12 protein-coding genes are annotated in these 26,331 nt (G+C 40.8%); 7 read left to right on the top strand and 5 right to left on the bottom strand.

Going from position 1 to position 26,331, the window contains the following annotated elements; translation table 11 throughout:
* Positions 1-31: 31 nt before the first annotated feature.
* Positions 32-1,153: a radical SAM protein gene (locus J4526_08085; protein ID WFO75021.1), complete on the top strand. Its 1,122-nt coding sequence runs from the start codon at positions 32-34 to the stop codon at positions 1,151-1,153.
* Positions 1,154-1,161: 8 nt separating this feature from the next.
* On the opposite strand, the gene J4526_08080 is transcribed toward J4526_08085, so the two are convergent.
* Positions 1,162-2,166, bottom strand: coding sequence for a hypothetical protein (locus J4526_08080; protein ID WFO75020.1), 1,005 nt, complete (start codon positions 2,164-2,166; stop codon positions 1,162-1,164).
* A gap of 19 nt (positions 2,167-2,185) precedes the next feature.
* On the bottom strand, positions 2,186-2,395 hold the full coding sequence (locus J4526_08075) for a hypothetical protein (protein WFO75019.1): 210 nt from the start codon (positions 2,393-2,395) through the stop codon (positions 2,186-2,188).
* A 106-nt stretch (positions 2,396-2,501) separates the two neighbouring features.
* On the opposite strand from J4526_08075, the gene J4526_08070 reads away from it, so the two are divergent.
* Positions 2,502-3,119: a DUF1028 domain-containing protein gene (locus J4526_08070; protein WFO75018.1), complete on the top strand. Its 618-nt coding sequence runs from the start codon at positions 2,502-2,504 to the stop codon at positions 3,117-3,119.
* Between the two features lie 160 nt (positions 3,120-3,279).
* The gene (locus J4526_08065) at positions 3,280-3,603 is read left to right on the top strand and encodes a hypothetical protein (GenBank protein WFO75017.1); all 324 of its coding nucleotides are present in this window, start codon (positions 3,280-3,282) and stop codon (positions 3,601-3,603) included.
* A gap of 30 nt (positions 3,604-3,633) precedes the next feature.
* Here J4526_08065 and J4526_08060 read toward each other — a convergent pair whose 3' ends face one another.
* Both J4526_08060 and thiI read right to left on the bottom strand, forming a co-directional pair.
* Positions 3,634-18,183 carry a hypothetical protein gene (locus J4526_08060; protein WFO75016.1) on the bottom strand — a complete coding sequence of 4,850 codons (14,550 nt, stop codon included), beginning with the start codon at positions 18,181-18,183 and terminating at the stop codon, positions 3,634-3,636.
* Positions 18,184-18,422: 239 nt separating this feature from the next.
* Positions 18,423-19,886, bottom strand: a complete 1,464-nt coding sequence (gene thiI / locus J4526_08055) for a tRNA 4-thiouridine(8) synthase ThiI (protein ID WFO75015.1) — start codon at positions 19,884-19,886, stop codon at positions 18,423-18,425.
* 285 nt (positions 19,887-20,171) lie between these two features.
* On the opposite strand from thiI, the gene J4526_08050 reads away from it, so the two are divergent.
* Entirely contained in the window at positions 20,172-21,767 is a 1,596-nt protein-coding gene (locus J4526_08050) for a hypothetical protein (protein ID WFO75014.1), read from the top strand.
* Positions 21,768-21,863: 96 nt separating this feature from the next.
* Here the strand turns inward: J4526_08050 and J4526_08045 are convergent, their stop codons facing one another.
* Positions 21,864-23,945 (bottom strand): hypothetical protein, encoded by a 2,082-nt coding sequence (locus J4526_08045; protein WFO75013.1) that lies wholly within the window; start codon positions 23,943-23,945, stop codon positions 21,864-21,866.
* 157 nt (positions 23,946-24,102) lie between these two features.
* On the opposite strand from J4526_08045, the gene J4526_08040 reads away from it, so the two are divergent.
* Genes J4526_08040 through J4526_08030 form a run of 3 tightly spaced genes read left to right on the top strand, consistent with a single transcriptional unit; the run spans position 24,103 to position 26,277 of the window.
* A complete protein-coding gene (locus J4526_08040) occupies positions 24,103-24,711 on the top strand; it encodes a YIP1 family protein (protein ID WFO75012.1) in 609 nt (202 codons plus the stop codon).
* Positions 24,712-24,724: 13 nt separating this feature from the next.
* Positions 24,725-25,579: a hypothetical protein gene (locus J4526_08035; GenBank protein ID WFO75011.1), complete on the top strand. Its 855-nt coding sequence runs from the start codon at positions 24,725-24,727 to the stop codon at positions 25,577-25,579.
* A 5-nt stretch (positions 25,580-25,584) separates the two neighbouring features.
* Positions 25,585-26,277 carry a winged helix-turn-helix transcriptional regulator gene (locus J4526_08030; GenBank protein ID WFO75010.1) on the top strand — a complete coding sequence of 231 codons (693 nt, stop codon included), beginning with the start codon at positions 25,585-25,587 and terminating at the stop codon, positions 26,275-26,277.
* Positions 26,278-26,331: the final 54 nt, after the last annotated feature.

Below are 26,331 nucleotides of genomic sequence, written 5' to 3'. Positions count from 1 at the left end.
AGATAACTAACGGCAATGGTGCTATATATTAATGTCTGATTGGATGCTTTTTGCAATAAAACCAAGTAGTTATATAAGTAGCCTGTGTTACTCCGTATTTAGGCTGGAGCCTTATAGTGGTTGTAGCTATGGTTGCATATACTGTTATGCTAGATGGTATAGATGGAGTAAACCACTTGTCAACCCGGGTAAATTACTAGGGTTGTGGAAACGTGTTGCACGTAGTCTACAAAAATCATTGAATCCCCCGATATACTTTAGACTCTCGACGCTCTCGGAGCCTTTCCAAGAAAACATTGAGATACAACGAGTCATCTCACTTGAAATGATGAGGATTGCTCTACGGTACGAAGTACCTCTTGTAGTCAACACAAAATCCTTGCTGGTTACGAGAAGCCCTTGGCTCGATGTTGTCCTCCGCCTCGCGGATAAGAGATTAGTTCTAATACAATATAGTTTAACAACAATCAATGAGTACCATAGAGTAAAACTTGAACCACATGCCCCTCCCTCATGGAGAAGACTAGAGGCAATAGAGTATCTAAGAGAACACGACGTGCCTGTTGTAGCACGGATCCAGCCGCTCATACCAGGTATTGAAGAAGAACAATTAGAGACGGCAAGACAAGCACTAGAACACGGGGCACAGGGATTGATCACGGAGTCTATTAGGGAGACAAAGGAAGGACTACAAGAGATAGCAAAAATTATAGGTATCAGCCCTGGAGATTACATGAAGATTGTTCAATGGGAGCCATACCAGTTCATAGAAGTAGACTACATGAAACCGCTGCTCCACCCCGATATCGGCTGGAGGGCAAGAATCTTCAGGAAACTAGAAACTATTGCGAGAACCTATGGTAAACCCTTGACATTATGTAAGGAAGGAGTATGGAAGGAATATAGTAGGCCGGGATTTGATTGCTGCCAGTTTTGGCATACACGAAGCTATTACGCGTTGAGGAAGACTCTACACGAGTATCTTAGTGATAAAATACGGCCGTACATTACAGCAAAAATACTTGATAAAAATGACTATACGAACTACCCGAAGATAATTAGGAGGCCTCTGAAACTCCATCACAATAAGCTCGAGAAAATAGTTGAACAAAAAGAGAAGCTATCTAAGCTAGTTGTAGACGGTCCAATATAGTATTGGTTTTAAATACGTTTTCTCAGCAGCAAGTATAAGGCAATAGCCAAAGAAGCTATTATCACTGTTATTAATACCAATGCTAGAGGCTTGGGTTCAATACTTATATTAAAGCATCTCTGTTCTTCGGAAACCAATACTGCTTTAACTATGGTGTCTGGGGACTCAACTACATTAATGTCTTTGCTAGGGCTCAGTAGATCATAGAGTGGCGGTAGGTCGGTCATAGCTTTACCGTGGTACTCAATCAGCAAGTGATACTCTGGGCTCCAATAAGATTCTGTACTATTTGTGGCGATTACGTGTTTATTGCCATTAAGTACAAGCATGTAATACGTAATAGTGAATGTCTTGCCATTAATGGTTTTGTTAATACGGTACTCTTCTATACTCCATGGCAGCTTATCTTTTACTTCGTTATAAATATTGAGGGCGTTTAATCCACAGACCACGCTGATAGCTTTACTTGTGTTCTCGACTATGGTGCAGTTTCCAGGCGTTCTCTCCAGTATCATGTTGGCTAGTCTGTAGTCTTGCTGGGAGGGATTGTATATTGTGAGCTTCTTTAATACAACAGGTTCTGCTTTGACGAGTCTCTCATAGCTGAAAGTCTTGTTTTCTACAGTATTTGATTCATCGTAGACAAGTAGTCCAGCAATAGGATAGGTGTTGTTGAACAATGTTATCTTAGGATTAGTGTATGGTATTGGTATAAGTGTTTCATAGAGTTCGCTTGGTAGGCTCCAAATCCATGGCATGTTAACACCGTTACCCTGTGTGAGAACCCAGTCTTTAATCTCATATGTTCTCTCCAGTACTATTCTTCTTGGTCTACATACTAGTAAGCCTCCTTCGTTCTCACAATCATTACTACTGATCTTAAAGTACTCCATTAAAGTCTCAGTATAGTTGCTGTCGGATTGATAGAATATTACCTTGGGATTTAACAATACTAGTTTAAATGATGATGTTATTGGAGCACCGTTTTTGTAGTCTATATCCAGCTGTAACATTGATTCATCAATACATATTCTACATATCACTACTATAGTGTGATACTCTGGGATTGTTTTTCTTGAGGACACCAAGTTCTATACAATTACTATGCTCCTTGGGCTCTATTCTATAGTATACAGTAATATGCTTTCTCGATCCCAGTATATTTGTGAGAAAAATGTAGGCTGCAAGAGAAACTACTAATAGTATAATAATTATAGCGACGAGTGTTTTTGTGTGAGACATTGTTCATCCGTACAGGTTCTACTTACAATTTGAATATATAAGATTATAACTTGCCTAGAATATTGATGAATTAGAGTCAAGAAAATGTTTAAGCGGTGGTATATAGTTGACTTACAGTATTATTGGTATCGATAAAGAGAATAACGTGCTCGGTATTGCTGTTGCCTCGGGCAGTATTGCTGTAGGTTCACGTGTTCCCTGGGCAAGATATCTTGTAGGAGGCGTCGCTACGCAGGCATATACTAACCCTGCTTTGGGGCCACTCATACTAGATTACCTTCAAAAAGGGCTTAGTCCTAATGAGGCACTAGAAAAAGCGTTAAGTAATGATCCTAGGAAGGAGTTGAGACAAGTAGCTGTACTAGACTGGAATGGTAGGTCAGCCTTTTACTGCGGCCAAGATATTCCTGATGAGTATGCAGGTTATTCTTTGGATAATTGTGTATGTATAGCTAATCTTGTTGTATCAAAAGACATACCGAAGGCTATGTGTGAGACATTTAAAGTGTCAATAAACATGGGGCTGGCTGAAGCTTTACTCGAGGCATTGAGAGAAGCTCACGACATGGGAGGAGATAGACGTGGTGATCTTAGTGCAGCAATAATAATCGTTGGCAAGACAGAGTATCTACCATATTACGACAAGATACTGGATCTGAGAATAGACTATTCAAAGGATCCTGTAAAAGAGCTCATAAGGCTTTATCGGTTGATCAGGGTATAATAAAGAACATTGTTAGAACGTAATTAACTCAATTATAACATTTGCTTATTGTTGCCCACTATTACTTTTCCTATTCTTTAATGCAGTGTTTTAGCGTAATGCTAATAAGTATTGTATGCATGGTATTATTGTAGGTCTAAGGTATTGTTGGGTGATGCTAATGGTGATTGAGCTAATAGAGGCTGAGTACGGCTTTGTAACAATTTTCGGGATCGTATGTTTCCTAATAGGTTTAGCTGCTGGCCTATCTAAAAAGCATGGAGTCAAGGTGAAGGGTATTCGTGTTGGTGATCTATTATTGTTCCTATTCGGCCTTGTAATAGGGTACTTCTTATCCCCTTATGCAAGTAGTACTGCTAGTGCTATAGACGAGTTTGTGAGGGATGTGCAGTCGATACCATCGATCATTATTGCTTTTGCGTTGATAGTGATATTGCTTATAAATCTTGGTATATACGCGAAGGTGAGCCGTATAATTAAATAAGAATAGTGTTTAGGGAAAAAAGATTAGGTTTTATGTTTTAAGGAGTTTACCTCTTCTCAGTAGTAATATAAGGGCTATGGCTAACAGGACTAGTACAGTTATTGCTACAGCAGTTCCTATAGTGAATCCTGGTGGGGTCGTTGTTGTCGTTGTCTCCGCTGTTGTGGTTGTCGTAGTTGTTGTTACTGCTTCTATCTTTTCTATTACTATTGTAGTGTTAGACTCGTGGCCTAGTTTGTCTACGGCATACAATGTTATCGTATGTACTCCTAGTGTTAGAGAGTCGACATCTATATTGTAGGTTGAAATACTCGTTACATCGACGGGTTCTCCATCAATGTACAGGATGGCTTTGTCTAGGTGTGGCTCTATTATGTTCCATGACACTGCTAGTATGCCTGACTCTACTTTTGTTCCATTGCTTGGACTCATTATGGTTACTTGTGGTGGTGTGTTATCTACGACTATAATTATTGATGATGTGTTGGTGTTTCCGGCAAGGTCTACTGCTTTTAATGTTATGTTTAAGTAACCGTCTGTATAGAGTGAAGTGTCTATAGTGTAGTTGTTGCGTCCAGTGACATTGTATTCTATATTGTTTATGTATAGGATTGCTTTGTAGAAGTTGGTGTCATTGTATGTGAACTCTATGGTTGTAGTTCCTGATACCAGTGTGTATGATGCCGGGCTTACTATGGTTGCTGTTGGTGGCGTGTTGTCTATAATTACTGTTACATTGGTTACATGATAGTTTCCTGCTTTATCACTAACATTCAGCATTACTACAAGAGCTCCGTCGGGATATATTGTTGTGTCTATTGTATAGTTATTACGTCCAGTTACATCAATAGATGTCCCGTTGATGATTAGTATTGCCTTGTCTATGTTGTCGTCGCTGTAGCTGAACTCTAAGACAGTAGCTCTGCTAACTACACTATTTGGCTGGGGTGCGGTGAATGTTGCTGTTGGTGGAGTGTTGTCTATGTTGAATTCTATTGTGGTTGTATAGTTGTTTCCAGCGTTATCAATAACCGTCACGGTCATCTGGTGTAATCCATCACCATAAATCGTTGTATCTAATAGATAGCTCCATGTGTCGTTCACTGGCTCTATTTCTATAGGCTCAGAGCCATCAATAGATATTGTAACAAACGCTACGCCGGATAGCTCATCGGAGACGATGCCGTTGATGAGTACTGAGTTTTTAACATAGGAATCATTATATAATCCTTCTACACTCATTGTAGGCGGAGTTGTATCTACATACACATAGGCTGTCTTTACTGGCTCGACGTTACCGACATTGTCGATACTATAGTATTCTACTACGTGAACACCATCATTACTGTGGTTGGCGAAAGCTTGTATCAGTATTATTGTGCCAGAAATCCATTCTCCTCCATCAACTCTATAGAAGGTTTCTGCTATACCGGATACGTTGTCAATAGTATCGAGGACTATGGTTACATCCCTGTTTAGCCATGCCGTAGTAGTGTTATCAATAGTTTCTGGTGGTGTATTATCTGGTATGAGTACTATTTTCTCTACCGTGGTTTTTCCAGAGAGATCCGTAGTGTTTACTTCAATGATCAATGGTATGCCGTCAGTATGGTTCCTAGTGTCCACGAGTATGTAGTAAGTGTTGTTGTCTAGGTATTGCATCGGGGTCCAAGTGCTGTTATTGATTCTGTAGAATGGAATATTTGGCAGACTGTAATACTCGTCATAAGCTGTTACATTAATCGCTATTTCTCTGGCTACAAAACTGTTGTTGGTCGGGGTTATGAAGTTTATTGTTGGTGGAGTGTTGTCCACGAGTAATACTAGTGTGCAAGAATCTATTGCACCACCGGTTGATGCTTCGACAAGTATCTTCACGGGGCCGTCGCTTAGTGTTGTCGTATTAAGTGGGGCTTCCCACTCGCCTATAACAAATCCTAGGGAAGCTATAGGTGTTCGCTCTTCTTCTTCAATGATATAAACCGTTACGTTAGCTGGCACGAGGCCTTTTACAACACCAGTTATTCTCGTTGTGTTTTCTACAAAACTCATGTTCGCTGGAGTCGTGACTTCAAGTAGTCTAGTAGAGTTGATTATTGCTGAAGCTTCTGGTTCGCCTAAGATATTGGGTGGTGTTGAGTCTGCTACAACAACCCTTAACACATAGACGCCTTTATCTATTGGTGTTACGTTGAAGCTATGGGTTATTGTTGTATCACTGACAATACTTAGCCTCTGGTTATAAACTAGTGTGTCATTAAGGTATGCTAGAATATTGAATGTAGCGTTGTCTTCACCTCTATTTGTAATATTTACTTCAACACTAATCGGGTTACCCTCAATGGTCGCGGTAGGTGTTGCCTTGAACCCTGTTATAGCGATTTCTACAGGTTTTACATAGTACAAGCCATAAGCATAAACATAGCCTTCCGGTAAATCACTTGTGTTTTCATATCTTCTCGTCCATATAGGGATTGGTTCGCCATTATAGTACTCTACATCGTAATCATTGTCCTCAAGCTCGTCAACTGTTATATGCTGTATTGTTGTCGACGATAGTGTCTCTAGGCCAACTATGTACATTGATACATCGGTGTATGTTGTGTTGTAGAAGCTTCTAGCCAGAACAGCTATAGTATTGTTGTAAAACGCTATTGTAGGCAGTGAGCCTCTACCGATCACGGTGTTATTTAGCCATGATGTACCATTGAATGCTATAACGTATAGGTAGTCCTCTTCACTACTCCATATAACGTATAAACTTGTCTGATTCGATACGGCGTCTACTGATATGGGGTCTGTAACGTTTTCTACTAGTTCAGGCTGGCTCCACGTACTGTTCTCATACATGATATAGTACATTCCGGTGTATAGTAGGATCTGTGATCCAGTCTCGTTCCTGTAGATGTCGCGTGTCCATACTATTACTGGCTTGTCGTCCATGAATACTGCAGCTATGCTACGTATAGATAGTGTCTCGTTATCAACTATGGTGCTTGTTAGTATCGATGGTGAAGTCCATGACATAGCCTCCATGATACTATAAGTTATGGCCTCCTTATCGTCTACAATAGTTTTCCATACGGCAAGAATCTTTTCTCCTGTTGAAGCAGTATCAAGTAGTCCTGCTACACCATGTGTGATAGCTGTTAGTGTAGACCATGTATTGCCGTCCCATATCGTGTAGTATAGTGTTTTGTTCTCTAGTATTGCTGCGACCTCTTCATAGGTCATATTCGTTGGGTCAAATGGGTCTATAGCGGTTACTAAGACAACGAGTTTTCCAGAAACAACACTGGTTTCAACACTAATATACCATGGCCCATCCGGGGCTGGTATCTGGCTTGGTTCACTCCAGCTAGAGCCATTGTATACTGAGTACATGATCTTTGTGGTGTTCTCGTTAGAGGCAATCCATACTGCAACAAGACCTACTCCAGGCATGTATGATAACGATGGGTTTGATGAGGAATACTGGTCTGCAAGAACTATATACGGGTAGCCTAGCTGATCCGCATAGAAGTAGTATTGTCTGGTTGTTGCCCCAGGATCGCTTAATGGTCTTACACCCCATTCCCATTTACCTGCAGCAACATTGTATCTTGCCAAGAACTTTACTCCCCATTCACCACTGTACGTGTATTCCCATGGACCAAATTCTAGTGAAACATCGCCTGCAACACTAACAGCGATCTTGCCTGTTGGGTTATTGTCCTCCCAACCTATATCACCTGTTAGCTTGAATGTGATCTTTAGTTTTGTGTCTTCACTAAGCTCGAGTTCTGCTATACCGGATGTCTCTATTCCTATGAGGAATGAAGGTATAGCTACTATGCTGAGGCGTTCATCGATTTTTATGACGACGTTGCTTACACCTATGAGTACCTCAGCATTAACTTTGACACCATGTTTATTGATGTAGGAAAGCCATGTTTTCGGTAATGGGAATGGCATGGTCTTACCGTACTTTAATGAACCACCTAGTGTACCACCAGTAAACTTCCATTCACAGTTCATAATAGCCCATCCTAGTTTACCATAGGCTTCCCCACGGACTATCTCGGTGGCAAACTTTAGCTCAAGCTTGCCTGCAAGAGTGATATCTATAGTGGTCAGTGTCTCCGCTACGCTACCCTCGATCTTGGCGTCTACCTCGATGAAACTCCCTAGAAGACCCTTTATCAGGTCTGGGAAACTAGTTATCTCGCCTATGTCAAGTGATATGCCTGACTTCAGTGTTCCTACTATCGCTTTTATGAGTGCTGGTGGTTTCTGTATTGTCTCACAATCGATTGGGTCTATGTGAACCAGGTTTGGCTTGAATATACTATAGACTTTCTCTCTAGCCTCTTCATAGTTTTTAGCAGCTACATAGTACACTCCGCCTTTGACATTGACTAGTAGCTCGAAACCTGTTGCAACAACGTAGTGTCCGCCATTCATATGCTCTGTATTTATCTCTATAGTTACTTCGGAGATCCCGCCACTTGGGTTAAGGTTTAGTACACTCAGAGGTACTTCTACGGCAACAACTCCTCTTGGGACATCATTACTCCACGAATACACGGGTGCACCATTGACAAGTATCTGTCCGTCATGAGGCAGAACATCTGATTTAGGTAGGAATGTTATGTAGAGTGTTGCTGTTCCTGTGTCGTCTGGTGGGTCGCTTGATATCCTCAGTTTTGTCGTGACACGAGGTCTATTGGTACAATACCAGTCATTTGCCTTAGCACGGATAGTTATGCTTTCCACCATAACTCTATAGATCTTATAGCCTTCTGGAGGTTTGAAGTAGTCCGTCTTGAACTCTATGTTTCGTGGGTCTTTTGTCTCAACAACAATTGTTCCCACAACTAAATTGGGGTCTTCTGGTAGCTGCGAGAGTATTGGTATGACATAGAATATTATTGTTTCGCCATGTTTGATCAGTATGTGGTTCATATCTGGGTATACATAAGCATATGCGCTTATGGGACCAACTAGATATACTGATAGGTCAGTTATTGTGTCACCGTAGTTCGTGAGCTTATAGACTTGTACAAGCGTGTAGTTGTCCATACCAAGGTACTCAAGCCTGATATCGAAGACGGGTTCCTCGATTATAATATGTATTGTCATGACATCCGTGGCATTGTTATCCAAGTTGACAAGTATTGCAGTGATGGTATAGTTTGTTGCTACAGTGTCTGCCGCGTGTATTACGAGCTGTAATCTTGCTGTAGACTCTGGTGATACGCGTAGTTCTTTGTCGATAGAGCCGCTGCCAACAAAGTTTAGTATTAAGTCTGGGTATGGGTTAGCGATCCATGCTACTATGGCATGGCTGAAGTACTTGTCATTGTTAACTACATCTATTGTTACGACCTGCATGTAGTCTCGTCTGATCCTTACAGTTACCTCGTGTTCCTTAAAGCCCACCGATGGCAGTACAGTGATCCTGTATATTTTCGTTGTAACTGAACCCGCGTCTGTTTCAGCAACTATATAGAACTCGTATGAATGGTTAACGAGCAGTCCTCCCAGATGGAATTCATGTTTAACGTCTTTGTCATAAGGTATTTCTATAAACGACTGCTCTCCTACTTCTCTGAAGTAAAGTGTACCATTTGTCGGTACATTAGTCCTCCAAGCGATAACTAGAGTGTTTGATGGTATGAATGTGTTATTCATAGGCATAATATCTATTATGATTGGATCCTCGTAGATCGTTATGTTAATTGACATTCTTTTTGATATATTATACTCAACTATGGTAACCTCTACCTCAAGTACGTACTTGCCAGGCGTGATTAGTAATGGAGAAGCATTTAGACAAACCCCGTAGGCCCCTGTTCTTGATACCATGAATTCTTGGCTACCTGTCATCATTACTGTTGCATTGCCTGAAAACCTTACAGTATAGTTGCTAGTGGGATAGAATGACGATGATATATGTATTGCTAGGTTGATTATGCCAGTTAAACTGGTCTCTACATAGCTTTGTGATGTACTGACACGGAACATTAGGTCCGGGTCTATGACACGAACATATATTTCTTCGGTCATTGAATAACTTGTATTGGTTTCAATTGTTATGACCACAGGGAATGAGCCTATGCCAGTGTATGATGTGTTGACATGCATTTCTAGGTCGATATGTTCTCCCGGTGCAAGCACTATTGTGCTATTATAGTCAATGGTTATCCATGGCTCATTGAATGTTATGTTAACTAGCTCTAGTGGTACACCACCAGTGTTAACAATTCTTATTCTAGACTCTTCAACAATCGTATACCATAGGGTGTATGTTTGCTCGCTTATGTCTAGTGAACGCACTAGAGGTGTTGTGAAGTATATTATGTTATTGGACTCGTTTGATTCAGGTATCGTATTAACGAAATCAGCATAGACAACATATTCTTGCCCACCTGGCGGTCTTGCAAATAACTGTATGGTAACATTTTTCTCTTCTCCTGTACTAAATTCTCCTTCTAAAACAACTCTCTTGATATACCAGTTCACATTGCCTAGCTTGACCACTATGTAGAAGAAGTGGTTGAAGCTCCATCCATTGTTCCTGATAGTGATTGTTATGTTGTATACATCTAGGTTATTGAGTACTTGTGATGCATTAACGTGAATTCTTGTTATTTCTATGTCTGGTAACGGTATACTCAATATTGTTGTATAGTCGTTGTTACTTTCATTGAGTTCTATAATTGCGTTGAATATGTCTACTACGGCTTTAATGCTATGGTTTCCTGGCATTAAGCCTTCGTATATGTTCTTGGCAACTGTTATTTCGTCGCCTGGTTCTAGTATAGTGCCTGCATGGATCAAGTAGTTGTTGTTACCTATACTTAGCAGTATATCTAGGGTGTCATTGAATTTGTAGTCGCCTATGTTCTTGATCGTTAAGTATACCGTGAAATTACCCCATGCTTTGGGTACGCTTGGATCTATAGTAATATTGGTTATGATGAGGTCTGGCCCGGGTACATAGATTCTTATGGATGCATTATTGTTTCCTCTATCTAGATCCGATATTTCGTGTCTATGCTTGTATATACATACGCCTGGAGTAGGGCATACCATGTAGTGGTCGTCAGCAATAACCTTAAACGTCCTGTTACCGCTGGTTAGAGCTATTGGTATGGTTATAGTAATGTTTTCGCCTACAGCGAGACTGTTTACTGCTACTTGTCTAATGAATTCATCGTTATCGAAAAATGACACATAGAATGTCTTGTTTATTGAACCTGGACCATTGTTTCTTATAACAGCCTTGACCTCTGCTTCAGCACTGTAATGGAGTCCACCGGATGTATTGATTTCTAGTGATACTACCTCTATATCGCTACTCAAGATAGTTACAATGATTGTGGCATTGTTGTTTGTTCTATTGATGTCACCAGTTTTTTCAGTAGGGTCAACAATTATCTCGAGCGTATGATTGCCTGCACTCAGTGCTAGTACAAAGCTTCTCGTGACATTATCACTTGGCATTAGTGGTGTATCTATGTATGTTGTGTCGTATGGTACACCGTCCACGTAAAGGTCTACATAGAATTTCGTCTTGGTTCCACCAGCACCTTTGTTAGCAACAGTAAATGCTACTGTTACTTCTTCTCCTTCGCCAGCAATAGATGGTTCTACAGTGAGGTTCTCTACAGATAAGTCTGGTGCTGGCAACGTATAGTTGATAGTGTATACGTTGTTGTCTCTATCTGGATCGGGGATCCTGTGGTCGGGATCTATGATTACCGTTATTGTGTGGACTCCTCCTCTCAGTAGCATGTAGAATATTAGGTTAATTGTCTCGCCTACATCTAGTCCTCCACTATAGTATGCTGATGACACGTATTCTCCGTCAATAAATAGTTTGACGAAGAATGCCCTATAGGTCTTGGCTGCGCCGATATTAGAGATTGTTACATTAAGTAAAGCCAGCCCGCCATCAATAAAATCAGTATAGCTCATGTTTGCACTAATTATTGCTAGATCCGGTGGTGGTGCGTAAAACGTTAATACGTATATGTTGTTTGTTTCATTCTCCTCGCCAATATCGTTGTCTGGATCAATAATTATTGTTACCTCATTATCGCCTCCTATTACAGTGAATTCTGCTGATAACTCTATTGTATCGTTGACATCTAGCCCGTTAACACTAAGTGTTCTGACAAGCCTTCCTTCATGAAGTACTCTTACATAGAATGTTCTGTGTGTATTGCCAGGCCCTAGATTGGTTATATTGAATGTTATTCTTGCTCTGCCGCCATCAACGAGTTCTCCATCAATAGAAGCATTTAGCACGAGTAGGTCTGGCTTCAGTACCCTTATGTATGCTGTCATGTTGTTGTTTGTTCTATTTGAATCGAATATAGTCTTCTCAGCATCAACAATAACAGAGATCTCGTCTATACCGCCAATAGCTGTGATAGGTGTTGTCACTAACACGTAATACCCAGCGAGAAGACCATGCACCTCAACTGTCTTCACTAGTGTACCGTTTAGGTAAAAGCGTACACGGAAGTCGTTGAATACATGGCCTGGACCAAGGTTGGTTATGTTTGCAGTCACAAGCACTATATCGCCATCGCCCGGCTCCTTGGGGCTCCATGTTATATTCGTTACGGTCAAGTCGGCTGGTGATACTGTGTAGGTTACATTCGTTAGTCTCCCATCGTACAATGTTATACCGTATACATAGCCTAGTCCTTCCAACCATAATGCATACTCTCCTCTAGTTAGATCAAATACTACTGTGCCATTATCATCAGTGTATTTTGAATCTATAAGATACTGTATGCTACCATCAGACCATGTAGTATAAACTTTTACTTCATAGTTTGCGGCAGGAGTACCATTATTGTATAGAAGGTTTACTTGGAGTCTCCCTAGTTTGATAACATAGTCTGTTAGCTGTAAAGCATATACGGAGACATTATATAGTCTAGTGTAACCATATTGGTTTGCATAATAGTATGGGAATGTTATTGTATAGTTGCCTGGAGTTAAAGCACCTTCTACAGCTACACCATTACTGAAATAAATTATTCTCACCTGGTCGCCTATACTACTGTCTTCACGTAAGTTTAGTCTAGCTACTTGTGAATCCATGATGGTCTCGTTTTCGACATTAAACAAGTGTATCCTGATCATTCCCGTAGGGAATACGGCTATTGACTCGTTTAGTTCTTGTACAGTAACATTCCTTTCAATAATCCACCCGTTGTCGATCCTTGATACAAGATGGTATGTACCGTTGTACGTGTAAATTGTTTGTTCATCATATATTGTTAAGTATGATAAGTATCCGTAGTTATCATCGTAGATTATTATCCTTATGAACTTGCTGTCATCGGGATGATGATCGTGGACTATACGTATTGCTCCTAGGCTAATATTTCTCTCAATAGCAGTATACGCATCAACATATACGACGTCTCTATGCGTGTATGGTATCACGTAGGTCCAGTAGAAGTAGTTTCCTTCAGTTATGAGGAATTCTGCATAGCCATTACTGTCCGTCCACTCGTATGTATAGCCGTAAGGGGCTTCTGTTGGACTTATGTATGTCAGTATGCCATTAATAGGGCCCCATGGACCCTCTACTCTAATTGTTAGCCTGGACATATTGAATATAATGTCTATTATTGAAGTATTTGCAGTGAATAATCTGACATCACCATAACCGTAAGTACTGGTATAGCCAAGACTCCTATATCCCGGTATAATTACTGCAGCTGATGTGTTTACAAGTATATACGTTGTTATAGTCTCGTTTATAGCTACATAGTTGCTTGTTATATATGTTCCTCTAGAACTAGAGTTTACATAGTCTTTATAGAATAAGATTCTAACGTATTCAGTATATGTTGTTATTATGGATGGTGGTGCACGTATAGTTACTCTTATTTTTGAGAACGTCTTATTGTAGTAATATATACCAATACTAGTTATATTGAGTGGTTCTTGGTCGTACGGATATACTGCTATATAGTATGATCCTTGTGTTAAGTATAAAATGAGCTCGCCGTCGCTATTAACCGAGCCTTCTCTTAGTTCAACTTGATCACTTGAGTAAACCGTTACCCATTGAGCGATAACAGGCTCGTTGTCGAAAGTCTTCAGGAATACGTAAACGGCTGATATATTGTATGTAAAGTATGCTTTGACAAGACCTGATATATTAACGGAGCCAAGGTCTGCCCCGTAACCTGCTGAATACCATGTATACGCTCCTATGTAGTATCTATCGCTCCAACCGTGGCTGTAGCCTAATAGCAGTATTCTGTAGGAACCGTTTGTTACATAGAAACTGGCTTTGCCACTAGTATTTGTGAGCATAGAGTTTATGAAAACCATGCTGACATTATCATAGAGTAGAACGGCTAGGTCATCGGCTCCACTTAGAGGGCACCCGATCTCGATATCTATTCTGCTGAGATTTATTATTACTGTAGTGCTATTGTTTGGAAACAGTTCTACGTTCCTGGCTAAACCATACCCTAGGTTTATGTTGTTGTAAAGACCTCCATTGTATGGTGAGTAGTAATAGTTTAACCCCTTGAGGACAATGGTATAGTTGCCTGGCTGTACGGCGAATAGCACTCTACCATACTCGTCGGTATAACCATAAGTTATAAGCATTGTATCATTAGTATATAGGTTCACAAGAGTGTTGATTACAGGTTCTCCATCAGGACCCTTCAGGTATACTTCGATGAATGATGCATTGATTGTAACATATGTTACTCCGCCTCTAGTGACATTGAATACTGTTGTACCGTAGGGTGTTGATGCGACATACGTTCCCTCCGTCAAATAGAAGTACGTGTACCCGTTGGTATCAGTGTATTTGAGGTATACTTCATATAGATCACCGTTGTATAGAGCGTATACATCCACTCTAGTTGGCGGTATTGATAATGAAGAATCGCTTGTGTTGATGCGGATTATAGCTAGACCCATCTCGTACTCTAGGAATGGTATATTGTCCATTGTTGCCGATACATTATACCATGTATAGCTGTGTCCCGCCACACCCCAGTAGGACCATTTGTAGCTATAGGGTGGGCCATATAGTACTACAGCGTATGTACCAGGGGTTACTAGCATGTATGTTGATGGACTTTGATCATAGCGTAGAATACAAGTAGTGATGTATTCGTCAATACTTGTATCGACTTGACTGTATAGCTTTGCGTAGATATTTCTAGGCAGCATGCTTAATGTTTCAAGTCTTAAAGCTATAGCTGTTAAGTTGAAGCGTACTATCTTGATCTCTGATTCATTGATGGTGAACTTAACTTGTTCACCATAGCCGTAGCGGCCCCAGTGACTGGTATTGATGCCGGGTAGCTCGAGAACGTAATGTCCTGGAGTCAAGTATATTGGTACAGGTTCATAGTCTGTAGCTGTATAGATGTAGTTGTAATTGTATGGATCGTTTGACAGGACTAGGTAGATATATGCTCTTTGGTCAAATGTAGTGTTTATGTATGCTAGTACAAGACTTAGATTAATCGTTGTCTCGGTAGTAGAACCAGCAGTTACATTGACCTCTATGCCTGTAAAGTTTTCACTATAGTAGTGTGGGTATATGGTGTAGGTCCCTGCTGGTAGGTATACAGTCAATGTACCATTGACGTCAGTGTAACCATCAAAATAATAATATGTTGGAGATTCTCCTTCAACATAGTAGTCTACAACAGGGCCGCCATCAGGCCCCCTAACATGTATTTTCAGTAACCCAGCTGGTATGGTAGTGTTATACGATGTTATCCCGAGGCCTATGGCTGTTACATTAAGGTATATTGGTTGATAATCGGGCGTCCATACTATGACCATGTATTCTCCTGGAGGGGCAGTAAATCTTGCAATACCATCAACTTCTGTCATGTCGTCTCCAAGATAGTATCCGTCTGACGTGTATAACTCAACCCATAGCCCGCTAACGGGTTCTCCATTATCTAGGAGAACTTGTATTTGTATAATACCAAAGTTATAGGATATATTGGTAATCCCGTTGGGTGATATGGCAACATTGTATATTACAGTGTCGTTAAACACGCCATAGTATGAACCTATTCCTATGGCGTAAACGCCTTGTGTTAGATCATAGTCGAAAACCATCGGTAAACTCCATATATACATGGACTTAATGACGTCACCATAAACAGGTGTTCCATTAACTGTTTTTTGTTCAAGTATGTAGATGAAATAATCTTCGTCAATATATGCTCTGTAATCGTATGGAGGATTAAGGTTCACTAAGAGTTTTCCTAGAGAGAAACTAACATTCACTGTATGGACGGTGTCGACTGTTAAGTTTAAGACGACTTCTCCATAACCTATTTTTGTCCACCAGTAAAATGTGATGTTTTCTCCAGGTATGGCTACAGCGTATGTACCGGGTACTATGTCTATTACAGCTATACCGTCTCCACTAGTGTATGTCGAGTATACTAATGTATTCCACACTGGTTCCCCTGATGTGGTATTGTAGGGGAATACCAGTATGGGTACGGAAGTACCCATATAATTGAATGTAGTTACATTAACTACTATTCTGCCTAGATGTATGCTCTTATATGTAATGACACCCTCTGTTATCACTATATTGTATATAGGCTCAGCTAAACCAATATCGTTGATGATAACTGTATAGTTTCCTGGAAGTAATGGCGTCAAAGAACCTGTTAGACCGGTGCCGACATAGTCGGTGTAGTAAGTAATGTTCCCAATGGTCTCCTGTAAATATACAGAGTAGTATCTTCTAACATTTCCTCCATCGACAGGTATTGTAGATAGGTTTAAGTAGCCTACAGGGATGTCTAGGGCTACATTGTATACACTGTTAACAGGGTTTATGGTAACAGTGAAGTTGTATTTTTGTGAACCCCAGCCAGCCACTAGCTCAAAGTAATATGTACCCTTAGGCAATGGTATTACTGTTGCTTGGCCTAGATCTATTGACCCAAGATTCCTGACTCTAATCATGCTTCCATCGTCAAGGAGCCTCCAGGCATTGAACCTAAGTGTTGTCTCCGGTAGTATACCTGTTATATTCACGGCCACTACGGAGAATGGGATCTCAACTGATACCTCACTATTAGAGTCTACGGTGAAGTTGATCAAGATACTTGCCTCTATATCGAGGTTCCCTACACTAACCTCCGTTACTTCAACTGCGTACTCGCCTGGCTTCAACCAGATGGTTGCTACTCCTTCATAGTTGGAAGTATAGGTATAGGTGTAGGGTACTCCGGGGACGGGACCGTATATCCGGTAACTGAAGTAGAATGGCATTGATGGTATTGGGGTGACTGCTCTTATGGTAACTTGTCTTACATCAAGGTTAAACACATAAGTGTGTTCTACACCTGCATTGGCAATAATGTCTTTGAAATACGTATTGTGCCCTGGAAGGTAGGGGCGTGCCATATACCTTCCTTCTACTATGTAGAAGCTAATTGATCCATTTGCATCAAGGGTTAGTGATGCTATCGGAGAGCCTTGTTCTACAATACCTCCAGAGGATAGTATTTGTTCATACAACGTAAATGATAGTCCTGGAATACCGTTTCCGGAAGAATCAGTAAATACTATGGTTAGCTTGCCTAAAAGCTCGGTTACATTAGTTGTTTTATTGGTCTCAACACGTATATCATGTATTTCACCGTAAGCTGCTCCATAGAGCTTGGCTCTATATACACCTGGAGGTAGCTCGAATTCAACAACACCGCTTCCATTGGTTAACCCATAGGAGACTCTGTCGGAGTAACAGTAACCAATATCACAGAGTGTCTCATCGTATATGACTACATAGACTCCTTGTAAAGGCCCAGTGGGTCCATAGAGTTCTAGATGAAGTTTACCAGGCTGCGTGAGCTCGGCCAGATTGACTGGTTCTCCCGGCTCCCAATTTGTCAAGAGGCTCCTGAATTGTTCCTCGAGATCTATTTTCGTTAGTATTGTGGCATAGAATGGACCGAACTCATTGTAATAGGCTATCCATGCCAGTACTTCAGCAAACCCCCACTTGTTTTCTCTGTATAATACATAGAATACCTGGTCATAGTAGTACCCATCACTGAAATTACTTGGTACAAGATAGGCGAAGAGCAGCCTATGGTAAAATAGGAATGAATCCTTATTGACAAGGGGATCAGCTTCTCTATTCAATCTATACATTCTGTAGCCTTCAGTTATTATTCTGTTGAAAAACGCGGTATAGTAGTAGCTATTGCTAAAGTTGCTTGGTATGAGGTACTTAAACAAGAGAACAGTATACTCATCCCTACCTACACCACTAGGTATTACTGTTTCCCAGAAGAACCTTTCAACCAATGGATCATAGTACTTGCCATCAGGGGGGATGATGTCCACAAGGATAAGGTTCAACAAAACTTCATTAGCAAGGGCTTCTTCCCAGACATCTATTTCGGATACAAGAGCATGCTTCAACAGATCAATACCTTCGACACTATCAGTATTCATTGTTAATGCTGTGGTACTAGGAGAGATCAGGCTTAGTACAATAATAGTGGTTATGAATAATAACAACAAGGGTTTCATAGACGTATATGGCATCCATATTCAACCACACTAACCTAAGTCCTAGTCCACTGTCCCAGAAACCCCTATGTCAGAGAAAAGAGTCTCCAGGGCGGTGAGAACTAGGCTTTATTAAGAATTTCCTTAACACTCTATATATTCGTTTCTATAGCTAATCCATACATTTAAACAGCTAGAACGTGGAAACTAGTAGGTATCGTAGAAACTATTTATTCACAGGTATAAGTAATCTGTTATATTTTCTCATTCATTTGTCATGGATGGTTAGAATTCTTAACTTTTAAAAGTAGTTTCTTGAGCGTGTTGAGCCCCCCACGGAGACTATAAGCCTTTATTCCTTGTCTCCGGAGAACTCTTGCCTGAATATAGCTTATATGCCCATGATCACAGTATAGGACAACTGTTTTACCCTTGAACATGTTCCAGTCTTTTACTTGTGATACATGTATTGCTTGTGGGTGTCTCCACTTCTCGTATTCTTCCTTGGTCCTTAGATCTATTATGACTGCTTCGTCGGGTATGTAATCGATCTCTATGTCCTCCTCGGGTAGTAGCTCTTCTGGTTTCGTTTCAAGTATATCTACTATCTTGATATTGGAGACTACATCGTCAATGATGGTGCTCGGTATCTTATTCAGCTCATTCTCAAGCTCGTGTACTTTTGCCTTGGTGGTTACGAGAGTAGGTGCTATAGCGCAGAATTCGGCTACACAACCCGATAGATCGTGTGTTCCTATTCTACGGCTCATATCGATTATTTCTTCTTTATCAAAACCTATGAGTGGTCTCAGGATAACCGTCTTTATATCAATGACTTTCTCTATGGCGTTAAGGTTTGCGAGTGTTTGACTGGCTGCTTGTCCAAGACTTTCTCCAGTGACGAGAGCATCGTAGCCTATCTTCTTCGCTACACGTTCCCCGACAATATACATGATTGCACGTAGTACTACTTGGCGATAGCTTCTCCTAACTTTCTCTCTAATAGCTTCTGTTATCTTCCTGAAGTCGGCTATGATTAGTCTTGGCTTGTACCCGTAGAGCCAGTTCTCGGCAAGATACCTCGCCACCTTGTATGCTAGGTAGGCTGACTGGGGGGATGCCATAATGTAGTGTAGGAAATCTACTTGTACACCCCTCCTAGCCATATACCATGAGGCTACAGGCGAGTCGAATCCACCGGAGAACAATACGAGTGCTCGTCCCTCAACACCGATCGGTAATCCTCCAGGTCCTTTTATCCTTGATTTATACAGGTATGCTTTGTCTCCACGTATCTCAACCCATACTTCAACCTCGGGATTCTCCAGATCGACGCCGGCCGAGTACTTGTAGAGAAGATTACCGATCTCTCTAGCGGCATCAATAGACGTGAAATCATGTTCTCCAGTACGATGTACTCGTACAGCAAACTTCTTACCTGCAACCATGTCCTTGGCTAGAGAAGCCACTTTCTCCGCAAGATCACGTAGATCCTTGAACTCCAGCTCAACAACCTCGCCAAACCTATAGATCCCAAAGATCCTCCTAAGCACGTCAGAGACATCAACAGGAGTCTCGACAAACACGCGAGCCCCATCAACCCAAACCTTATAGCCATCGATGCCATGTCTCCGCAGAGCATCCTCTATATTAGAGACAAGTCTCCGCAGAAACCTCGGCCTAGTCCTCCGAGACTTCAACACAACCTCTCCAGATAAAGCAACAATATACATAGGCATGCCACTGCATCCCTGCCCACGTAGTTGGTACCCGGTAAAACATTACCAAATAAATATGGTGCATAAACAATAATAAAACAATCTAAAGAACACGGAATAAGCATAACCGTCTTTTCCAATAAACTATATTATTAAATATAATCATGGCTGTGATATCTAAAAGAAAAATATTATATAAAATATCAACATGTCTCGCACTATAAATAGATAAAAAAATACCAGTGGTGAAATATTATATAAAATACGTGTCCTGTATGGATTACACGTCTATAGTGATCCAAATTGTTGTCTTATGGTAGATTATTTGTTATAGTAATTTTGATTACTGCAATATTGCTGACACCAGTATGTAACGTAGTAGATGTATCTACAGGTCCTTATGCGTCTATGTGGGATGAATTTGTTAAGAGATTAATGCATTCCATGTTGGATCAAAGCCATCCTTACTACTTATGGATCGCAGCTAAATATGCTTATGATGATATTCGCAGAGAATATATGAGCGGGTATTCTTTGAAAACTGAGAAAACACTTGGTGTTTTAATGGAGGTAATTGATTATGTTGGGGAAGGAGAAATCTATAGGCAATATTTAAACAGCACACCAACTAATGAACTTCTTATTGTTGGGGATGGTTACCTACAGTTTGATCCAACGTATAAGAATCAAGCAGTAGGCATGGCTTTATCATGGTTTAACACGTATTTCAGAGAAAACTTTAATGATCTCTACAATTATATCGAGAAATATGGTCTCTCAATGACGGTAGTTGAAGATAATAGTGATTTACTCAAGAAAGGATATACTGTTATACTATCTAGGATTCCAATTGATGTAAGTGTTGACTTTGTTGTTGTCGGTAATAAGCTTGTATTCGATGGATTTGACATAACTGTTATGATACCTCGCGATTACCAGGAAGAAGATGGTCTAGAGGAGCTGACGAACATTATAGAGAAGTACAAGTATTTCAACTATACAATGATTGCATACGACTACCTCGTAAATCACTACGGATTTAAGCTTAGACATCAGGGCTTCAAGATAGTGACTGTCCTAGAGTATAATAGAAGCTTTTTCGAGCTTGATAAAGACATTGGTGTGTCAATTCAGTTACGTTATGATAATAGAGTTGTTGCAATAATAAATAGTAAAGGAACATATTTTAGTGATGGAGCGGTGGCAATGGCTTTCTACTGGTGGGGTTCATCGACTTTTCACTTCAGTCTTGGTGGGTTGTCAAGCTTCTATAAAGTGGCCGAGATAATTAATAGTATGCCTGTATTGAAGAAGCCTGTCTGGAAGTATGATAGAGCTACTGTGACGAAGTTTTTGTCTCTAGAGCTGGGTGTTGATGTAGATTATGTGTATAAGAATCTGCAAGAATATATTGGTCTAACAACTAATGGCACTATTAGACCTGTCTACTTGTTCATGTACAAAGAAACTATAGGAAGAGGCCATGATGAATACGATAAATTAACAATAGCCTTGATTTATGCCGATACGGGAGAAGCTGTTATTACAACCTCTATTTCACCGCTTTGGGGTGCAGCAAAAATCAGGCCATCGTCTATAACGTTTAGGGTCCGTATTGATGATTTCTTTAACAGGTATTACGGTAGAACAAATAATGGAAACAATGAAGATGAAGAGAAAATAGAGGAGGTCTCGACGACAACGACTACTACATCAACGCCGATGAGTAACGCTGAGGTGAATAATACTGGAGAACCTGTGTCTACAGCCACAACCACAACAACTGAACAACAAAAACAAGAGGCAAAGACGTTGATTAGACAAGACATAGTCATCTTACTAGCAGCAATAATGGTCACCGTTATTCTGCTTCTCATCATGAAGAAGATGATGGTAAAATAATTGTTTTTCCAATATTTTCCCCACACTTTATGCTTCGGGTATATCCGTACTTTTGATGTTGTGCAACAGGGTGTTTTTGGTTTGTTTTTCTTACTTTTACTTTATCTTTAAAATAACTAAGAGAAGGATTATCGTGGCTAGTATAGCGATCAAGATGGTTAAGGCAACAATATTCCGGGAGCCTTCTTCGTGGTGTGTTTCAGGAGGAATAATATCTTGTGTTAATGCTGTTGTAGTACTTGTTTGTTGACTTGCAGTGCTTGCTGTTGTTGTAGTTGTTGTTATTGTGGGTGACATTAGTGTTTGGGTGGTGGTTTCTGTTTCTTCCTTTTCGCTGGTTTGTTCTGTGGCTGTTGTTGTTTGTGTTGTTGTGGTTTCTTCTATTTCTATTGGGAGTCCTTCTTTGTATGACTTGATGTATTTTATTGTGTCGTTGTATAGTTTGTATGGGTCGTAGTTGTTTTGGGCTGTTGCATCGTAGTGTGGCTCGATCATGCTTCTCTCGTGGTATTCGTTCCAGCTGTAGATCGCTACTATTCTTATCTTGTCTCTGTGCTCGACAATCCATCTCCATTGTTCACGGTATGCGTTGAGAGAATAGTCTGGGTCAAGGAGTCTGTAGGCGCATCCTACTCTAACACCGTGTTTACAGAAGTGCATGTCATCAAACCTAGGGGCTATGGCTACGTAGCCGTCTCTCCTAATCCTCAGCTCTATGTCCTTGGGTTTAGTCCATGGGGCCAAGTAGTCTGGCCACAGGTCCCAGTCCTGGTATTTTGCGTTATCGATATCGTTTCCAATGATCCTTACTTCAAATAAATTACTATTGGGTCTGTATGTCATTCCTATAGGATTGTATGCTAGAATCAACGGTTTACCGTTTAGGTAGAAGAACACGTCCGTGTACTCGGTGAGGTATTCCCTGTAAATGTAGTCGAATACAGTATTCCAAAACTCCTCGTCATAGAGATTAGGGTCTCCTCCAAGAAACGGCTCCACGAGTATAGCGGCTTTCAGCCCATATTCCCTGAGTTTCTCAAACACGATCCTTGCAGCCCAGTCTTCGTAGCTCTTGGGCCCCCACCATGATATAAATACCACGTCTATACCGGCTTTCTTCATCAGCGATAACTGCCAGTCTACTACGTTCTTGTTTAGACTCGAGTAGTATCCTATAACCGGCTTGTCTCCCTCAAGGACTAACCCGTAGACAGTATTGTTCCAGTGTCTTCCCTTCCCATAGCCTCCATCACCATACCATACGTAATAATATACCCCAACAACCTTGCTGTTCGAGAGTTTCGCAATAGAACCTATTATGTCTGGGTACCTGCTGTACAAAGCTAGCACAACAATACTTGTGGTCTCGGTGTTGGCGTCACCAGCATACACTACTCTGTCTCCTTCGATCCTGTAGTGTGTCACCATGCCCCCGTCTTCTCTCTGGAGTTGCACCAGGATCTCATAGATCTTGTTTATTGTATCAGTGTACTCGTCGACTATTGTTGAACCAGCTGCTTTTAGTGCACGGTAAAGGAATATTGCTAATGCGAGTTTGTATGTCTCATAGGTATCGCTACTGATATCAGCGAAACCATGTCCATCCCATTTACTCATTAGTCTCCTGAAGCACTCTTCGGCAAAACTAATATTGCCTTCAAGCATTTTATCAAGAGCCTTATAGACGATTAAGTCAGCGAAATTATACCAGTTGAAGAAAACAAGTGAGCCATTACGTACCTCGTATTTGATGACGAAATCAGTGTTGAATTTCTGGGAATAAACCCTGTCTAGCACATAGACCTTCGAAGTCCTTATCTCATCAGGTATGTTTATACCCAAGAGTACTTCGTGTAGAAAAGAGTGTCCATGGTTAGGATAGTTCATTAAATTCTTTTTAATTATATCAGCGAGAGGACTGCCGAGAACACGTAGAGCCCTAGAAGCAAGGAGGTTGTCTGAAGCAACATAGATGGTCGTGTTCTCCCCTTTAGCGTAGACAGCAGCTCTAAGCAATCCTGCTTCGGGCACATATTGTGATTCAAGAAATTTTCTCAACATATCCTTCGACGGCATCGGAGGCGTTGGGGTTAACACATTGCTTGTCATTGGTGATACCAGTGAAGATATTGTAAGTAAAACAAATATAAATACAATACACTGCCTTAGCTGAGACACTACATGTCTACCCCATAATGAAACTGTCACTATTATTTGTAGTAAAAAGACTTACCGCTGTAGCCAATGTGATAGAGATTCACATTACAGTGCTGAGTTATTCATGTGGTAAAAGCTTTTAAGCCAGTTAGGTTTCACATTAATGTGGTGTCTAAGTTTGACTGGAGTTCCAGCTTTCATAGAATACTTTGGCACAGCTGTTACGGCGCCAAGGCAGTTCGCTAAGATAGTGATGGCTGAGAGGAAAGAGCTGTACTATGGATTCGCTATAGTGCTGGTCTTCTCGATAATGGTGAGTATTGTATCAACTTACGCAGTTGTCATTAAGGCCATGGGTTTTGCACCTTTCCTACCAGGATTCGTGGTATCGGCTACACTTGGAGGTCTTGTTGTACTAGGTGTTATTGCATCAATCATACTATGGCTTATAATAGGATTGTTGGTGCATGGATTCTCTGTGCTTCTCGGCGGCAAGAACGGGTTTGAACAGACGCTAATGGCGTTATCGTTTTTCTGGATCCCATGGTTTATCCATGGTCTAGCTGCCCCGGTCTACGTGTTCGCAGACTATATGACATCACTAGTGATATGGATGCTTGTCACAATCATTAGTCTATGCTGGGGTGTAATACTTGTCGTATTATCTCTAGCAGAGGTACATGAGTATGGTGTTGGCAGAGCTTTTGCATCAATACTACTCCCCTTAGTGATCATTGTGTTTCTCTGTGTTATCATACCAACACTTGTAGTATTCTCATGGATATAGGGGGTGGTTTGTGATGGAGAATATCACAACTCAAACAATAATTGGGATATTCGTTTTAGCCGGTATTATAATGGGTTTGCTAGTACCTATAGTAGCTATTGTTACCGGGAACTACGGTACCCCTCTAGGTAGGTATGAGTGGTTCCATAAGTTTATATCATGGTTTAACATGACTAAGAAGCTCGTGGAAACCAAGGAGATCAATGTCACCGACTCAGTGATTCTTGACATAAGTACTTCCTCGGGTGCAGTAAGAATAGTAACCAGCAATACTAGTCAAATCATCGTCAAAATATATGAGATAGAACGTGTACTACCATTATTCTTCAGAACTACCGGTACAGAAGAATACCGTATTGTTACAACCAATAATACTGTTAGTATTAGTGTAGAAGGATACTACCTAGAGGTCCTTGTACCAGACAATATTACTTGGAGTCTAGTAGTTAACGTGGCTGGTGGTGCTGTAGAACTCGATATAAATGCGGGTAGACTAACGGGAGTGACAGCCACTATATCGGGGGGAGTAATAGACTTCAAGGCTGTAGACATAGGTGTCAGCAACATAACTCTCGATATTGACGGTGGTGTCTGCAACCTGGACCTCAAATACAGAGAATTCACAGGTTCATCAAAACTATCGATAACGGTATCAGGAGGAGTTCTTGACTCAACGATAAAGCTGTCTACAAGAACAAAAATAGCCATCACAGGCTCTATTACAGGAGGTGTTGAAACAATTACTGTGGACAACAACAAGATTAGCTTACCATATACTGAGCAAGGATACAACGAAGCATCCTCGAAACTAAACATAGCCCTCGATATTTCAGGTGGAGTAGCAGATATAGAAATCAATAGATGGTAAGCACGATGACGAGCGAGAAACTAGTAATACCCTACGACAGACCCCTAGCTGCCAGAAGGATTATTGATGCACTCAATAGTGGCCCCAAACTCAATATACTCAAGATACTGCTTGAAGAAAAAGAGAATGGTGTTACAGCTGGGGAGATAGCTAATAAGCTGAAGATAAAACTGCCGACAGCACTATCCCACTTAAATGACCTAGTCAAATCAGGTCTTGTGATCGTTAAGAATGTCAAGGAGGGCAGGAAGACGCTCAAGAAATACTTTCTAGCAGCGAAGACGATCACTCTGGAGATAAACCTTGAGTTCTTTCTCCGGCTCGACGAGAAATCCGTGGAGGAGGAGCTCAAAGAGATAGAAGCTCTTGCAATAGAGTATATCAATAAGAAGAGGGAAAGCGGTGTACTACCCCTCGCTATAAGCGTGAAGAACGTTGCTGAAACCTTGGGAGTAGACACCAATACAGCGATAAAAATAGTTGATTACATAAACACTTACACTGATAAAATCATAGAGTATCTTGTCGGTGAAGCACTAGAGGTCATGAAGAAGAAAAAGAAAGTAGGTAGCGTAAGAGAATTGGCTAAAACACTTAGAGTGCATGACTACTGGGCTGCTCTTATAGTCCAGAAAATGATTAGTAAAGGCTATGCGTATATGGAGCCAAGCGGTGAGATCACTTTATTAGCAGTGTAATTTGTATGAAAATATTTTTTGCACCTACTTATTTGTTATGCATTACAATATGTA

It is taken from the genome of Desulfurococcaceae archaeon MEX13E-LK6-19 (assembly GCA_029637525.1).
GTDB lineage: Archaea > Thermoproteota > Thermoprotei_A > Sulfolobales > Desulfurococcaceae > MEX13ELK6-19.
Note: the sequence above shows the minus strand (reverse complement) of the source record. Positions and strands in the feature narration are given on the sequence as shown.

Coding starts and splice junctions, on each gene's coding strand:
- J4526_08085 (WFO75021.1), top strand. CDS start 32: ATGTCTGATTGGATGCTTTTTGCAATAAAACCAAGTAGTTATATAAGT.
- J4526_08080 (WFO75020.1), bottom strand. CDS start 2,166: ATGTTACAGCTGGATATAGACTACAAAAACGGTGCTCCAATAACATCA.
- J4526_08075 (WFO75019.1), bottom strand. CDS start 2,395: ATGTCTCACACAAAAACACTCGTCGCTATAATTATTATACTATTAGTA.
- J4526_08065 (WFO75017.1), top strand. CDS start 3,280: ATGGTGATTGAGCTAATAGAGGCTGAGTACGGCTTTGTAACAATTTTC.
- J4526_08060 (WFO75016.1), bottom strand. CDS start 18,183: ATGCCATATACGTCTATGAAACCCTTGTTGTTATTATTCATAACCACT.
- thiI (WFO75015.1), bottom strand. CDS start 19,886: ATGCCTATGTATATTGTTGCTTTATCTGGAGAGGTTGTGTTGAAGTCT.
- J4526_08035 (WFO75011.1), top strand. CDS start 24,725: ATGGAGAATATCACAACTCAAACAATAATTGGGATATTCGTTTTAGCC.
- J4526_08030 (WFO75010.1), top strand. CDS start 25,585: ATGACGAGCGAGAAACTAGTAATACCCTACGACAGACCCCTAGCTGCC.